Origin of the sequence: Colwellia sp. BRX9-1 (assembly GCF_014077195.1) — a bacterium.
In the GTDB taxonomy this organism is placed as follows: Bacteria; Pseudomonadota; Gammaproteobacteria; order Enterobacterales; family Alteromonadaceae; genus Colwellia_A.
In genome coordinates this window covers 1-15,815 of the sequence record NZ_JACGVM010000026.1, presented here as the reverse complement: position 1 = coordinate 15,815, position 15,815 = coordinate 1, and the positions used below count along the sequence as shown (strand labels likewise).

Annotated in this window: 13 protein-coding genes; 8 read left to right on the top strand and 5 right to left on the bottom strand. The window is 36.0% G+C overall.

Annotation, left to right across the window (positions count from 1 at the left end; translation table 11 throughout):
- Positions 1–86: 86 nt before the first annotated feature.
- The 4 genes from H4J76_RS17735 to H4J76_RS17720 form a co-directional block, all read right to left on the bottom strand.
- Positions 87–980 (bottom strand): alpha/beta hydrolase, encoded by an 894-nt coding sequence (locus tag H4J76_RS17735; protein ID WP_182221901.1) that lies wholly within the window; start codon positions 978–980, stop codon positions 87–89.
- Between the two features lie 79 nt (positions 981–1,059).
- The gene (locus tag H4J76_RS17730; RefSeq protein ID WP_182217095.1) at positions 1,060–1,752 is read right to left on the bottom strand and encodes a crotonase/enoyl-CoA hydratase family protein; all 693 of its coding nucleotides are present in this window, start codon (positions 1,750–1,752) and stop codon (positions 1,060–1,062) included.
- 39 nt (positions 1,753–1,791) lie between these two features.
- Positions 1,792–2,400, bottom strand: coding sequence for a glutathione S-transferase family protein (locus H4J76_RS17725; RefSeq protein WP_182217097.1), 609 nt, complete (start codon positions 2,398–2,400; stop codon positions 1,792–1,794).
- Between the two features lie 477 nt (positions 2,401–2,877).
- Positions 2,878–3,540, bottom strand: a complete 663-nt coding sequence (locus tag H4J76_RS17720) for a nitroreductase (protein WP_182217099.1) — start codon at positions 3,538–3,540, stop codon at positions 2,878–2,880.
- A gap of 463 nt (positions 3,541–4,003) precedes the next feature.
- Here H4J76_RS17720 and H4J76_RS17715 point away from each other — a divergent pair, with 463 nt between their 5' ends.
- The 3 genes from H4J76_RS17715 to H4J76_RS17705 all read left to right on the top strand — a co-directional run bounded on the left by H4J76_RS17715 (position 4,004) and on the right by H4J76_RS17705 (position 7,287).
- The gene (locus tag H4J76_RS17715) at positions 4,004–5,800 is read left to right on the top strand and encodes an acyl-CoA dehydrogenase C-terminal domain-containing protein (RefSeq protein ID WP_070376895.1); all 1,797 of its coding nucleotides are present in this window, start codon (positions 4,004–4,006) and stop codon (positions 5,798–5,800) included.
- A 487-nt stretch (positions 5,801–6,287) separates the two neighbouring features.
- On the top strand, positions 6,288–6,557 hold the full coding sequence (locus H4J76_RS17710; RefSeq protein ID WP_070376896.1) for a hypothetical protein: 270 nt from the start codon (positions 6,288–6,290) through the stop codon (positions 6,555–6,557).
- A gap of 202 nt (positions 6,558–6,759) precedes the next feature.
- A complete protein-coding gene (locus tag H4J76_RS17705) occupies positions 6,760–7,287 on the top strand; it encodes a DUF3750 domain-containing protein (protein WP_182217101.1) in 528 nt (175 codons plus the stop codon).
- A gap of 56 nt (positions 7,288–7,343) precedes the next feature.
- Here H4J76_RS17705 and H4J76_RS17700 read toward each other — a convergent pair whose 3' ends face one another.
- Entirely contained in the window at positions 7,344–8,579 is a 1,236-nt protein-coding gene (locus H4J76_RS17700; RefSeq protein ID WP_182221903.1) for an HD domain-containing phosphohydrolase, read from the bottom strand.
- Between the two features lie 284 nt (positions 8,580–8,863).
- Between H4J76_RS17700 and H4J76_RS17695 the strand changes: the two genes are divergently transcribed.
- The 5 genes from H4J76_RS17695 (at position 8,864) to H4J76_RS17675 (ending at position 15,351) form a co-directional block, all read left to right on the top strand.
- Entirely contained in the window at positions 8,864–9,541 is a 678-nt protein-coding gene (locus H4J76_RS17695; protein ID WP_220466055.1) for a 2OG-Fe(II) oxygenase, read from the top strand.
- 35 nt (positions 9,542–9,576) lie between these two features.
- Positions 9,577–10,050: a hypothetical protein gene (locus H4J76_RS17690; RefSeq protein WP_182217106.1), complete on the top strand. Its 474-nt coding sequence runs from the start codon at positions 9,577–9,579 to the stop codon at positions 10,048–10,050.
- A gap of 254 nt (positions 10,051–10,304) precedes the next feature.
- Positions 10,305–12,824, top strand: a complete 2,520-nt coding sequence (locus H4J76_RS17685) for a hypothetical protein (RefSeq protein ID WP_182231031.1) — start codon at positions 10,305–10,307, stop codon at positions 12,822–12,824.
- 302 nt (positions 12,825–13,126) lie between these two features.
- A complete protein-coding gene (locus H4J76_RS17680; protein WP_404842541.1) occupies positions 13,127–13,954 on the top strand; it encodes a prohibitin family protein in 828 nt (275 codons plus the stop codon).
- A gap of 332 nt (positions 13,955–14,286) precedes the next feature.
- Positions 14,287–15,351 carry a metal-dependent hydrolase gene (locus tag H4J76_RS17675; RefSeq protein ID WP_182221906.1) on the top strand — a complete coding sequence of 355 codons (1,065 nt, stop codon included), beginning with the start codon at positions 14,287–14,289 and terminating at the stop codon, positions 15,349–15,351.
- Positions 15,352–15,815: the final 464 nt, after the last annotated feature.

Genomic DNA, 15,815 nt, shown 5'->3' with positions numbered 1-15,815 from the left:
TTTATAAACACCTATGATAAAAATTATATAAAAGATTATTACCCTTGAATTTATTATTAAAGGGTTAAGACTAAACTGAAGAGCTTTTAAAGGTAGCGATTAAAAAAATCAACGACACTATTTTCAGCCTTTTCAGGGTTGAGTTGCCATAGTTTAGTGTGCTCGCCACCTTCAGCTTGCCAAAATTGCTTCGGCTCATTGGCGGCACTAAATAAACGTTGTCCGTGTTTAAAGTCTACGGTTTTATCGGCTGTGCCATGCATAATGTAAACAGGTCGAGGCGAGATGTTCGCGATGTACTTCTCGGGATTAATTTCATCAATTTCTAAATCGCCGCGCCAAGCAAAAAATTTGGCTACCATTGGCATTAATGGATAACGAGGAAGACCGTAGAGTACTTTTGCCTGTTCAGCGAGTACGTCCATCGAATTAGCATAGCTACCACTAAAGACGCCCGCTTTTATACGAGAGTCTTTTGCCATAACTATGATGCTAGTTGCTGCGCCCATAGAAAATCCCATCACACCAATCGAGCTAATATTTTTCTTATCAACTAAATAATTTAAAGCAGCTGTGACGTCTTTCTTCTCGTGATAGCCCATGGTTGAAATAATAGCAGGGTCTTGGCGAGGATGACGCAGATCAATAGCTAAAACATTATAACCGGCAGCAACAATAGCCTTGGCGTAGCGCATACCTTCGGTTCGGTTTGCTGTTCTACCATGTACTAATAATATCGCTTTATGGGTGTCATTATCTGCAGGCATATACCAAGCCGGCAGTGTTAGCCCATCATCTGTGTTAAAAACAACTTCTTCAAAACTGAGGCCTTGTTCACTTGGCTCTCCACAAAAGACAAAACGGGCTTGTGTACACTCAGTAATTGGCAGTATTAATATTTTTGAAGAAAAATACCATGCACCACTAAAGTAAACACACAGAAATAATAAAACAGAAAACAGGGTGAATTTTTTTATCATAAGTTAACGGCCTAATATACTGTTAGCGATCTTGTTGTGTAGCGCTAAGATCATACTTTAGTGAGTCATGGTAGATTTACTATAGGCTCAAGGTCATCGTTGAATCTATTGCTATCGCCGCATCTAATGCCGTTAGTATGTCTTTTCTTTCTCTTAGTTTAGTGCCATGGTGTGCTGTCATATTTAGGGTTAACAATTGGGTAGCTGCAGCTTTTGCCGTTGCCATTAATTGGTCGGGTTCAACTAATGTGTCAAGAAATCCAGCTAATACAGCTGTTTCTGGATCAAACAATTCAGCGTTTATTACCGAACGCGTTAAATAGTTAATCGGTACTCGGTTTCTAGCGAGTTCAAGGCCAGCTTGATGCATGGTCATACCAATAGCCACTTCATTGAGTCCAATTTTAAATGAACCTAGAGTGCCGATACGATAATCGCAACTGAGTAATAAAAATGCGCCTTTGGCAATTGCATGGCCGGTACAGGCGCCAACAATAGGAAAGGGGAAAGATAACATACGGCGAGTAAGCGTTGAGCCTGCTGTCACTAGCGATACGGCAGAGTCAGAACTTTCTTTCATCGTTTTTAAATCATAGCCACCTGAAAATATTCCCGGTTGACTTGTTAAAATAACGGCCGCTTTTGCTGCTTCTGCTTGATCTAAAGCGCTGTTTATTTCTGTTATTACTTGATGAGAAATAGCGTTAACCTTGCCATTTTTTAAGGTGATCGTTGCAATGTTTTCATTGAGTTCAAAATCTATTAATTCCATGTTCTTTCCTATAGTTGTTAAAATTGATATCACTGGCTGTTAGCCAAATTGAGCCGCTTTTTGATATGCGGGTCTTTTTCTGATATTGACGAGATAGTCTTTAGTTTTGTCTTTGCTTTCTAACAAACCAATACTTTCTGCAATTTCGAGTATCACTGCCATCATAATATCAGCAGCACTAAAAGAATCACCAGCAAAATAACGTCTTACGGTTAAAGTATTTTCGATATATGAGAAATCGAGATGATTTTCTTTAGCAATATAACCGTCAAGAGGCTGAGTGCCTTCACGAGTTTCCATTGACATCAGCAAGGTCGTTATCACAGGTAAACTTAAGGACCCTTCTGCGAAGTGTAACCACTCTAAATAATGGTAATATTCATTAGAATCAATGCTTGGCCTTAAATTACTTGCTGTTGCATGGTTAAGAATATATTCCATAACCGCGCCAGACTCACACAAAGTAACCTCACCATCTACGATAATAGGTGCTTTTGCTAGCGGATGAATTAATTTTAAACTTTCAGGCGCTAAATTTGTGAGTGGGTCACGTTGATGTTTAACAATGTTATAAGGCATATTAAGCTCTTCTAACAACCAGATAACACGTTTAGAACGTGATTTGTTAAGATGATGTACAGTAATCATGTTTACATTTTTTCCTTAAAATTCATTGTTATCAACTTAATGAATAGGCGTCGCTTGGTAGTAAGGTTAAATTTTTACCTTTTTTATAGGTACGTTAGCTTACCATATATTGAGTTAAGGCTTTTTTGTGTTAAATGATATTTGAACGTAACAACCTAAGCAGAATATCGACGGTATATTCAAGCGTTAATAACATAAAATGTGTCAAACTAGAGCCAATAATAGGTAATAACAGTCAAGGATTAATTAGACCAATGGAAAAGGTTAGTCCCATGCCCATCATAATTTAAAATATACCAATAGGTACACCTTTTGTCTTATAAATGTAACTAATTCAGTAATATCCATGCCGACTCTCAGTATTCTTTATTATCTGCTGGGTAAATATTTTGTATTAGTTTTCAATATGATTATTCAACATTGTCTTGAACAAAACATGATTGCTAATAACGACTCATTAATTGTTATTGTGAGTCTTTATTTAAAGAAGCTAACCGCATTGGTAATATCTTCGCGATCAGTAAGAGTTTTATTTATCGGCGCATTTATATCAGCGTAACCAAATGACATACCAAACAAAATACCTCTTTGCTCTGGTAAGTTTAAGGATTTTTTGATTGGATCTGGGAACTGCCCCAATGCCCCTTGCATACAATTTGATATACCGTGCTCAGCCATAATTAGCGAAAGAGTTTGCGCATAAATACCCAAATCAACCGCACCCATAATATCGAGATATTTATCCATAGTAAAAAATACTACATGGGGAGCATCAAAAAAACTCCAATTTCGGATCATCGCTTTTTGACGACCCAGTTTGTCTTCGCGAGTAACACCAATAGCACTGTAAAGTGCATTAGCTGAACCAAATTGGCGATCTCTATGGATACCCTCGTATTTAGGTAGCCAGTTAAAGTCTGGGTTTGGTGGTTTGCCACTCATAACTGCTGAGAGTAAATCATTTTTAAGGGATTCTTTTTTAGCGCCAGACACCACGCAAGTTTGCCAAGGTTGTACGTTGCAATTTGAAGGGGCGCGTTGTGCTTGTGTAAAAATAGCTTCTAATAATGCTTGTTCGACGGGTGTTTCCAAATAAGCACGCACTGAATTACGCTTTTCTAAGAGGGTGGTTAAAGACATTGAGACTCCTTTATAATTTTAAAATAGTCTCATATTAAGGGTAATTATAGATGAGACTTAGCTTTGTGCGATTAAATTTGTGGTAACGTTTAATCCACTATTAACCAATATAAATCGCTTAAAAAAGTGATCTATACTTGTTACAAGAGGGTATAAATAGCCACTGTAATAAGGTTAACAGAGATTAAAGCGCATTTTCTGATGGTAGAGCGGTTATATTAATAAAACCAATGAATAATTATTATCACGCTCTATTCTAAAATCATATAGTAAGTGGCTATTTTCACTGGGTATGTCAGAAGCGCATTAACTTTTATTATATGGATACTGAATAGTTAGGGATAAATTAAATTCATTTGACTAATTTATCTCATATCGATAATATCAGTGGTATGACCACTTGGTTAAAGCAATGTTGAATAGTGAAGTCAACGGTTAATAATAAATTTTTGGAGTCAATAGAATGCCTGAATATAAAGCCCCAGTTCGTGATATTAAGTTTGTAATGCAAGAATTATTAGACTGCGACAAACACTATAAACAATTAGGTTACGATGATGCTAGTGAAGATATGGTTGACGCTATTATCTCAGAAGCAGCCAAGTTTACTGAACAAGTTATTGCACCCTTAAATCAAATCGGTGACGAGCAAGGTTGTACGTGGACAGACGGTGTAGTAACTACGCCAGATGGTTTTAAAGATGCTTATCAACAATACGTTGAGGGTGGCTGGCCAACATTATCTCAGAGTGAAGAGTTTGGTGGGCAAGGATTACCTTATTCTCTTAATGCGTCTATTAGTGAAATGATGTCGTCTGCTAATCATAGTTTTGCTATGTATCCTGGTCTAAGTCATGGGGCACAAGCAACAATTGAAGCTCATGGCACCAGTGAACAAAAACAACAGTATATGCCTAAATTAGTTGAAGGTAGCTGGACAGGCACTATGTGTTTAACTGAATCACATTGTGGTACTGATCTTGGCATGTTGCGAACCAAAGCTATATTAAACGATGATGGTAGCTATGCGATTACCGGCACAAAGATATTTATCTCAGCCGGAGAGCATGACTTATCAGAGAATATTGTACATATTGTTATCGCACGCCTACCAGGTGCTCCTGAAGGTAGTAAAGGTATCTCTTTGTTTATTGTTCCTAAGTTTAATGTCAATGATGATGGCACAAAAGCAGACCGAAATGCTGTGAGTTGTGGTTCAATTGAACATAAAATGGGTATCAATGCTAACGCCACTTGTGTTATCAACTTTGATAGCGCTAAAGGGTTTTTAATTGGACAGGAGAACCGTGGCCTACACTGCATGTTTACTTTTATGAATGCTGCTCGTTTAGGTGTAGCAATGGAAGGTTCTGCAGCAGCTGAAGCGGCATTTCAAGGTTCATTAGCTTATGCAAAAGATCGTTTGCAAATGCGTTCTATCAGCGGCGTAAAAAATCCAGATGGACCAGCTGATCCTATTATTGTGCATCCTGATGTTCGTCGTATGCTACTTACGCAAAAGTCTATTTCTGAGGGTGGTAGAGCACTAATTGGCTATTTGTCGCAATTAGTTGATATAACCCACGCATCAGATGACGCTGATGTTAAAGCCGATGCAGAAAACAAATTAGCCTTACTAACACCTATTGCAAAAGCATTTTTAACAGAGTTAGGTTTCGAATGTACAAGTCATGGTGTTCAAGTTTTTGGTGGACATGGTTTTATAAAAGAATGGGGCATGGAACAGCTTCTGCGTGACACTAAAATTAGTTGTATTTATGAAGGCACAACGGGTATTCAAGCGTTAGATTTATTAGCCCGTAAAATTTTGGGCAGTAAAGGTCAAATTTTGAAGCCGTTTATGACAGATATCGCTATTTTTTCGAAAGACAATGCCGATAATCCAGCCATGAGTGAATATGTTAGTACGCTAAACTCATACGCTAAACAGTGGCAAATGATCACGGGTGATATTGGTCAAAAGGCCATGAAGAACGCGGATGAGATTGGTGGTGCTTCGGTTGATTACTTGATGTTTGCCGGTTATGTAACATTAGGCTACTTCTGGGCAAAAATGGCCTCTGTAGCGCAAAGTAAACTAAAAGACGCTGGTGAAGATGAAGCGTTTTATCAAGCTAAAATTAAAACAGCAGCATTTTACTTTCATCGTATACTTCCTAGAGCTCAAGGACATGCAGCTTGTATTGAAGGTGGTGTAGACTCGATGATGGCTCTAGCCAGTGAAGACTTTGCATTTTAATTTAGCACTAGCTTTACCAATAATTTTTGAAAATTAATTATTGGTAAACAGATAAATATCTACCCTCTTTACACGGCTAAGATATTTATAACGGTCTGTTAACTCAAGCCTAATATTGAGATTTAAATCTTAATATTAGGCATTTTTTATTTTACAGTAACGTAAAATAACCCATTTACGAATGGCGCCTCGCCAAATGACTGCTTAGGCAATTAACGAGAGTTAATTTAAGTACTTGGCTGCACAAATAAGTTGGGGTGCTAGGCTTCGTCATTCAAGTTGACTTGACGGTATACATTATTGCTGAATATTTATGATGTGTTTTAATTATTTTTGTTTTATATCATCTTAATGGTATTTAGCCATTTCCAGCTAGAGATAATTATTTGATCTTATCTAATATTAGTATAAATTAATTACTAGTTACAATGAGGGCATCGTTGAGATGTACCGATAACATATTGTTATAAAGATTAAGGAATTGGCGATGCCAACAAATAAACATAAACGAAAAGCTTCATCACATACTAAATCCCATAAAGGGAAAAATACCGAATCTACGGGTCTAATTATTTCACACCCTCAGGTCTTTATTTATGTTGGTTTATTCTGTGTTGTGTTGGGGGTATATCTATTAGCCTTTGAATCTCAAGATAACGCATTATTTGGCTTAGCGATGCTTTCTCTTGTCGCGGGTGTAGTGACAACTTTTTATGCAAATTTTACACTATCAAAGAAAAAAGCTCAGCTTAAGTGAAGCTTTAAAGTAGCGTAAATATTCATCTGAAACTTATTCTATGGTTCTAATTGGGCCAACAGATTGGTTTTATTTGAAAAAAGAAGTGTATTCTGATTTTAAAGTAATAGGGATTTTATTGCCAATAAGAATATAGGTTAAATTTATCAAACCCAGCCTAAGCAATATAATCTAGGCTTAAACCGGTGTAATAATAGCGCATATGAGATTTTGGACGATTATCTGCATTGTACTCCTACTGAGTGCTTGTACCCATAACAACTGGCGAACCGCGAGCAGAGAGCCTGCTGGTATTGCAACGTTACCCAATGACGATAGTAGGGCTGTTGTAGAGTTTTATGCCGCAGATGCTTTTAGTTGGCGTGGTTGGTTTGCTGTTCACCCTTGGCTTGCAATCAAAGAAGAAAAAGCAGCAGAGTATAGTGTTTATGAAGTTACTGGTTGGCAAGTAAATCAAGGGTTATCAGCAATAAGACAGTACCAAACATTAACACCAGATAGGTATTGGTATGGCTCAAAGCCGGTATTATTACTTTCTATTAAAGGTGATAAAGCGGTTAAACTAATTCCTAAGATTAAGGCCGCAATTGCCCGCTATCCTTGGGTGAATGAATATAGTATCTTCCCAGGCCCTAATAGTAATACTTTTGTCGCCTGGATAGGTTTACAAGTCCCTGAGCTCGAACTTGAGCTGCCATTTACTGCTATTGGCAGTGGGTATGCAAACTAACTGCTATTTAACCAAAGAATTCAGCGAGAATCGATATTAAGTCATTGTTAAGCAAGTTAAATTATTGGATTGATTAACTTTAAAAAATATTCTTTATTGGTTGATATATTATCAATTTTAATCGGGTAATGGAGTATCTGATTGAAATAATTGGCAAACTGTGAAATTTGCAGTACTAATCTTCGAGCGTCATTGGTAAACATTTTACAAACTTGATTATCTTTAAGCTCTTCTCTTTTTATTTGGAATGGCTGCTGTGATGATTCTGACACCCATAATGTGCTCCTAAGTTTAGCTTGAATAAAATTCATTTCTGGGTTGTTAGTATTTAAGGTATTTGTCCATTTAATGACTTTTGATAATTGGTCGTATAAATGGTTTCCGTAGGCTTGTCGATGGGTATCTGTTTGTATACTTTCTTGCATTATTGCTAATAGGGGCTTTTGTAAGTGATAAGAATAAATAGCCTGCATTTTTTGACTGGTCCTAAAGTCAAATCCTTCGGCTAATAAATAGAGTTCTCCGATGGCCGTGTTAATATTTTTACTTTTTCTAGTGATCTGAGAATATTGATTCGCTATTTGTGAGATTTGAGCGTACTCATGAATTTGTGTTAACTTTTTTGGATAACCAGAGCCATCCAATTTCTCTTCATGTTGTTCTATCGATTCTAAGACTAACTTACTCTCTAAGCCCGCAAGTCTCACTATTTCTTTACTCAAGATAGGGTGAACTAACTTTGCATCTTTCATGGTATTGTTAAGTCTTGCGTAACCAATATTTTCAAAGAACAAAACAGAGATAAGTTCCGTTAATTCGGTTGGAGAATAGTTGTTTGCTTTACCGATATGGGTGCCAAATACCAAATTGATTAAAGTATTTTGGTATGCAGAGGGGTTGAGGTGTGAAAATATACTGAGGTGATCAATAATTTTCTTTGGAATTGAGCCGCCTTTTATAAAGTCGCCAATGGTTACCAGTGTTTCATTTAGCTGAAAGTTATTTATTACAGGATTTGTTTTAGCTAAGTCTAGGATCGGCGCTAATATATCTTCATTACTGGTATCTTCTGTAAGAGAAATTACATCTTCATGGCCAATGATCCCCTCTTGTTGTAAGTTAGTTAATTTTAAACGGATTTTTTCCGTAATTTCAGTACCTGCTTTTAAAAAAACTCTTTTTCCTTGTGGGTCGGTAATATCTTGACTGATGCCGCATTCCATTCCTGAATTTAAAATATGAGTCGAAAACTGTTTGGATGTTTCTTTAATAAGTTGATTAGTTACTTGCACATTCGTTCCTTGAATTAACTGTCTACTGGCAGTTCTATGCGTTAACTGTAGGAATGATTTTAGCTATTAGCAAAGTGTCTTACTATTTTATCTGATTTGACCTTACGCTATCCGCCTGTAACGTTTTCACTTTCTAACTAATAACATCTACTGTCGACAAAAGTTTAAATCATTTATTAAAACGAATGCTCACACTAATATATTCAAAGTGCTAATATAGACCATTCATTATTTTATTAGATTATCAAGAAAATGTTAGTTTTACTTCCTAAGATAGGATGTAGTTGAACCTAGCTCAAATAACTTACTCTGGTGGTGACTCATCACTGTTCGAGTCAATATCCAATGATATTGTTGAAAAGGGCTATAGTATTCGTCCTTATGCTCTGCCTGAAGAATTAACCCATCTGTTATTAAATCATATTATTGAGTTACCTACTGAAAAATTCAAACGTGCTGGAATAGGTCGTGCCAAAGATCATATGATTAATGATTTTATACGGACAGATGAAATAAGCTGGATAACCAGTAACAACCAAGCCAGTTGTGCTTGGATAACGTGGGCCGAGTCACTGCAAGCTTATCTTAATCGCCGGTTGTTTCTCGGATTATTTTCTTTTGAAAGTCATTTTGCTCATTATGCCAAAGGCGACTTTTATAAGAAGCACAAAGATGCTTTTAAAGGTGAGGGTAATCGGGTGCTATCTGTTGTTGTCTACCTTAATCAGCATTGGTCCGCTGATGATGGAGGCGAGTTAGTGATTTATGATAAAAAAATACCAGCCTCCGCTGTCGTTGATTACAGTAAAATTAAAGTATTGCCCAGCTTTGGTACGATAGTTGTTTTTTTAAGCGAAGAGTTTCCGCATGAAGTATTACCTGCTAAGCGCGATAGATTCTCAATAGCAGGGTGGTTCCGCTTAAACAACAGCATTGACAATAATATAGATCCGCCAAATTAATGAGAAATCAATGAGTATTTATAAGAGCGTAGGCATTGTCTAAATTACCTATAAAATTGCATGTCATCAGTGAATTAGATGAAATTAATCAGCTAATTATCCCATTAAAAGCACTTGCTGATAGAGAGCGAGCCGCTATTTATGGTCTAACGGGCATGGTTTATACTCCTCATATAGATGATTACATGCAGGTAAGTATAAAAAAAGCGGCGATATTAGCTTGTTTAAAAGAACAAGGTATATTGGCCTTATCAAAGGTCGAACTCATTAGTACGGCATTAGATAGCTTACATAAAAGAGCAAGAAATAACGCAATTGTTGAGTATGATGGCAACCGATACCAGCGTCGGTTTTCGCCATTAAAATTAAGTAAGTCAGGTAAAGTTGTCAGTAAATGGGCGAGGTATTGGTTTTTACAATCACCTAATGGCAAAGTGGATACTGAGTGGGAGTATCAGGTACGCGAAATTTGGCCTACTTATTTTTTAATTAGAACTATCGACCTCTAGCGAAAAGGAGCAAGCAATAAATGCGCGCTCCCTATCATGCCTGTTGATTATATCCACATAGGCAGTTAATAAAGTCTAAAGTATAATGGCGGTTGTGCCGATAACGACAGACCAATAAAACAACTAACCAACATGGCAACATTTATTTAGTCTTATTTATGAATATGCACTAGGATTAAACCATCAACGTTAATGGTTTATGAATTGAATACCTTCCAATGTGTTTAGCTTCAAAATACGAGGTACCACGATTAATGAGCAGTGTCATCAGTCCTCACTTACAAAAGTTTGAAAAACAAATCTTAAGTTTGGTCCCCTATGCCAGCAATGATAGATTGGAATATTTAGTTAAAAAACTTCTACCTGATGAAAACTCTGGTCAACACCTTGCTGTTAAAAATGAAATCAAAAAACTTGCCCAACAAGCTAATAAACCAATAGATTTACGGCTGATCTTTGCTGATTGTCAAATAGTTACACACAATAAAGTTAATCATTATTTGGATATAGCGGGTAAAAAGCTATTCAATGAAAAACTTGTTGAATATCAAAATCTTTATACAACAGCACTTTACTATGAAGTTTATGAAGACGCTCAAAAGAGAGCGGCTAATAAAGATAAAGGTGTCAGCAAATATAATATTGAAAACGAAAATGAAAACGAAAACGAAAATGAAAATGAAAATGAATTTTCAGAATTTAAAATAGATAAAACCGAACCTAAACCCTTAGTAAATAAAAATAGAATAATTAACGAACTTAAAAAACTTAACTCTGCTTGTAAAGTCTTTATCAACCCTATTATGGGTATGACCGCGCAAGGGAAAAAAGAGGTAGGTATTACGGCTAATATTGAGAAGATGAATAATCAAAAAGTTGTTATTCAGACCTCTCACGAAATAGCAGGTGTTATAGCAAATAAAGTGTACCTGTGGCTATATGACCATCATACCGAAATAGATTTCACTGAAGAGCTTGAACTCGGATTTGTTATTATTGATAGTCAAAAATCTTCTGCAAATAAGTTTGAATACTTATTGAAATTTTCAAGTCCATTAACAGATCAGCAAATGCGGGTTTTGTTCGCTCATTACCTAAGACAAAAAAAATTGGCTATTATTGGTCCTACAGAACGATTTATCACCCCTTTGTTTGATTCTGTTACCTCTAAAGGTTACGAGCAACTGTATCTAAATAAAACTCACGACATTCCGTTACTATGTTATAAAAATAATAATGCATGGCATGCGAAAGTTGCGATGAAAACATCGGGTAATGATGAGTTTTGGCGGTTTTTTAGTGATACAGATGAAAATTTTCACTTACCCGTACTACTGGGTAACGAAGATATACAAAAGGCGTTAAATGAGAGGAATACGGTTGATAAATATGCTTTTATATTAAAATCTAAATATAAAGATACCTTCATTTATTCCCTTATTTGGTATGACGATTTTGTTAATAATAGAAGCGTCAAAGCTGTTTTTAATAATTATTTCAAAAATAGCCTTTTTAGAGTAGTCAAAATATCCTCATCGTTTATTAATTCTGTAGAAGATGCTTATGTTCCGTCTGCCTTACCTTGTCATGTTCATCCTAAGATGGCTGTGTTAAATAGGGCTATCCCGAAAGCGGCGCTAGATATGATCAGTAATTGCGATCATATGATCACCTTATCAGATATTACTAGCTTGTATGAAACAATACATCGGCCGGTCAGCGAAGACATCATTGAATTAGAAAATTTATTACCAAAACGTTTTCAACTGAGTCCAGTTGACTCACTTGATGAAACCGAAATTGTAACGGCAGAAAATGATGATTCTAGAGGTGAAGACCGCTTTGTATTATCTTTTAAAATGGCAATTACACGCAGTAATAATGTTGTTACTCATATCCCCGGTATAACTAAAAATATCTCTATACAAGGTTTGTTAGTTAGCCTAGTAAAAGAAACTAAATTTAAAGCCGGTGAAGAAATTGAAATTGAATTAACCGTACCTTTTTCTGAACAAGATAGAACACTACAAAAACAGAAATATATTGTGTTAGGTTATGACAGCCATGGGGCTGTTCGATTATTAATGAATACAATTGAAAGTAAACATTTAACTTGCAGGGCGATAAGAAAGTATATTTATCAACATGTTGATACCCTTGAAGCCTGCGGAAAACGCGGTAGTCGTATTTATGGTCTGCAGAAAGCGATGAGGAATATATATGCACACAATCATTTCTCTATTCCATTCTACTTAAAAGCAACTAAGCACCAACAATATATTAATGCGGCGAGCTTTAGTGGTAACTCTGCACTTAAGCACCTTGTCTATAAAAATGAAAATAGTGAAGAAATTATTCTTAATCTATTGAGCAATCAAAAATTTAGAGATTCTTGCTTATCAATTATTGCGGTACTTGCTTATAAAGAATTACCTGCTCGTGCATTTTATATTCTTGTTTTACCTAAAGATAAAAATGATAAAGAAGAGTATTCCTTTTGGTATCGTGATTTATCAGTATTGAAAAAATCTGCCCAATTGAAAGAATATACCCAGAAAGTATCTAATCACGGTAAACCGGCAATTTTAAAAGTTGAATTGAAAAAAAGTGATAAAGTGCAAAACATGTATTACCGTGACGAAATCAGTTATTTAAAAAGTCTAGATAAAGACTTAGCGGATGATCTGGAAACTCAGTTAGAAAGTACTATCGGCATCGGAGAAGTGACCGATTTAACTGATATTGCTATTAAGATGATTGCTAATGCCACATAAATGACAACAGACCCATTAACTTTTGTCGAATGGCCGACAGAAAAAATATTAATACAACACTTTTGAGTTCACCTAACTGATAAGGTGAACTTACTAATGGTTAATTTTATCGATTGTTTAGACTTGCAGAGCTGGTTCACTCGGGTGTAAGTTTGACGTTATGTCACTTAAAAGGTTATGGTCTCTGCATAGCGAATAACATGCTGTAATATTTAACGAATGTGTCTTTAAATATGGGCACCTAATTAAGCCTCTGAGGTAGAAAAGTGAATATAGAAAAATTAAATATCCCAACTAAATCAATAATAACAGTGGCGATTGCTGTTACCCTATTTTTCAGCTCTGTTTACACCGTCAATGAAGGGCATATCGGCATTGTCAAACGCTTCAGTGAAGCCAAAGAGCAGGTTAACCCTGGTTTACACTTTAAAGTGCCTTTTATTGATAGCGTTGAAGAGATAGAAGTCAGAACACGAAAAAATGAAGAAAAAATGGCATCAAGTACTAAAGAGCAAATGCCAGTAACTGTTATTGTTTCAGTTAACTGGACGGTAGACAAGACAGCTGCGCTTGAACTTTTTCGTCAATACGGTGGTTTAAAGCAATTTGAAAATAGAATTCTTGATCCTCGTTTTAGATCTGCCACTAAAGATGTTATCCCACAGTATGATGCAGAAAAATTAATACAAGATAGAGCAAGTGCCATTCAAGCGATTGAAGCAAGCTTTATCGAAGAAATGAAAGACTTTCCTGTTACTGTTGATAACATTCAAATTGAAAACATTCAATTACCGGCTAAGTACTTAACCTCTATTGAGACTAAGCAAACAGAAAAAAATCTAGCTGATGCGGAGAAACATAAACTCGCACGTCAAAATTTAGAAGCGCAACGTGACGTAAATACGGCAAAAGCAAAAGCAGATGGTATTAAGCTCGTTGCTATAGCAGAAGCTGAATCTATTCGAATTAAAGGCTTAGCTGAAGCTGAAGCGATTACGGCTAAAGCTAAAGCACTGGGTAACAACCCTTTAATTGTTAAGCTAACAGAAGCTCAAAACTGGGATGGTAAGCTTCCAGCAACAATTTTAGGTAGTAGTAATATGCCAATATTAGATATGAGAGTAAAATAAGTCTACTGCATCATAATATAAGCCGCTTAATTGCGGTTTTTTTATCTTGGAATAATGAAACTTTGATCGTCGAACAAGATGTTAATCATTACCTTAGTTATTCTATCTATGTCATGAGTATATTATATGAGTTAAATGCCATAGAAAGTTTATGTCATGTCACGCTCTATGAACAACAAGCTTCTTGTTAAAATTGTCAGTAAACTGAATGAATATAGTTTATTAACAATTTAAACAGTATGAAAAACCTAAGAAAATTTGCTGTCTCAATTGATCTAGAATTGTAGATAAAGGCGTATTAGAATAATAATTGTTAAATCGGCAAGGTCATTATGGATTCATTAACACAAGCTGTCTTGGGCGGCGCGGTAGGCTATGCGGTATTAGGTAATAAAGTTGGTCCTAAAGCAGCTATTTATGGTGCCGTTTTAGGAACATTGCCTGACTTAGATGTATTCTTACCCTATAGCGGTGATGTTGAAGCTTTTACCTACCATCGAGGATTTAGCCACTCGTTATTAGTACATTTGCTCATTAGCCCTTTAATTGCCTGGTTAATAACCAAATGTCATCAAGCTACAGCCATTTATAAGAAACACTGGTTTGTGTTGGTATTTTTGTGCTTGTCTACTCATGGGATTTTGGACAGCTTCACTGTTTACGGTACGCAATTGCTGTGGCCTATTACTGAATATCCGTTTGCGGTCTCTAATTTGTTTATCATTGACCCCATGTATACCTTACCGCTATTGTTTGCGTTTATTGTTATTTTTCTGCCCAGAGTTAAACCGGCAAGTGCTTTAAAAATCAATAATTTTGCATTGGCGATAAGCACACTTTATATCTGTTGGTCTTTGATGGCAAAGCTTTACATAGACGATAAAGTCACAACAGCGTTAAACGATCGACAGATAAAAACACATCATTATTTGAGTACACCTGCGCCTTTTTCTACGCTACTTTGGCGGGTATTGGTTATGTCTGATGGTCAATATTACGAGGGCTATGTCTCTGTGTTTGACTCAGTATCTGAGGTAAGTCTAGAAGCATATCAATCGTCAGACTCTCTGCTTACTAATATTAAAGATGAATGGGATGTGCAACGACTACAATGGTTCACGAAAGGCTTTTATTCAGTAAAACAAGCAGAGCAGTATATTGTTTTATCCGATTTACGCATGGGTGTGGAGTGTAGTTATGTGTTTAATTTTATTGTTGGCGAGCAAACGAGTATTGGGATTGTTAAGAGTCATACTGAAAAGGTAAGTGCTAGGCCTGATTTTAGTCTGCTTGGAGGTGTTTGGCAGCGGATATGGGATCCATCAGTTTCTTTGTCACCTCTTAAAGAAAACGGTGTTTGTGTTAACAGTAAAAATTTATTTTCTAAGAAAGCTTAATAAGATGAGTACACTTCATGTGTATGGTGAGCTCGTTACTTATCCCAGACGTTAGCTTATTAGCGGTTATTTCTAATTAAAGCGAGTAATGAAGAATATTATTAAATTTTAACAGGATAGACAGCAAATAATGTTAAATTTAATATGATGATTTTTTTGTACTAAATAAATATGTATTAGAAAATATTTTAGTTATAGAGTGACTAAATGTTATTTAACAATGAAATATGGATTTTGTATCGGAGAATGTTTTTAAATAAGGAAGTGACGACTTTCAGTACAGACACTATTTATACTTGAGTTAAAGTTGGTTATCGGAGCCCATATCTAATTGAAAGGGAACTGACGACCTGATTTTATACTTATATCTTAAGTTGGTTGTGAGAGCCCATATCTTTCGAGAGGGAACTGACGACCTTCAGTACAAACACTCTTTATACTTGAGTTAAAGTTGGTTGCGGGAG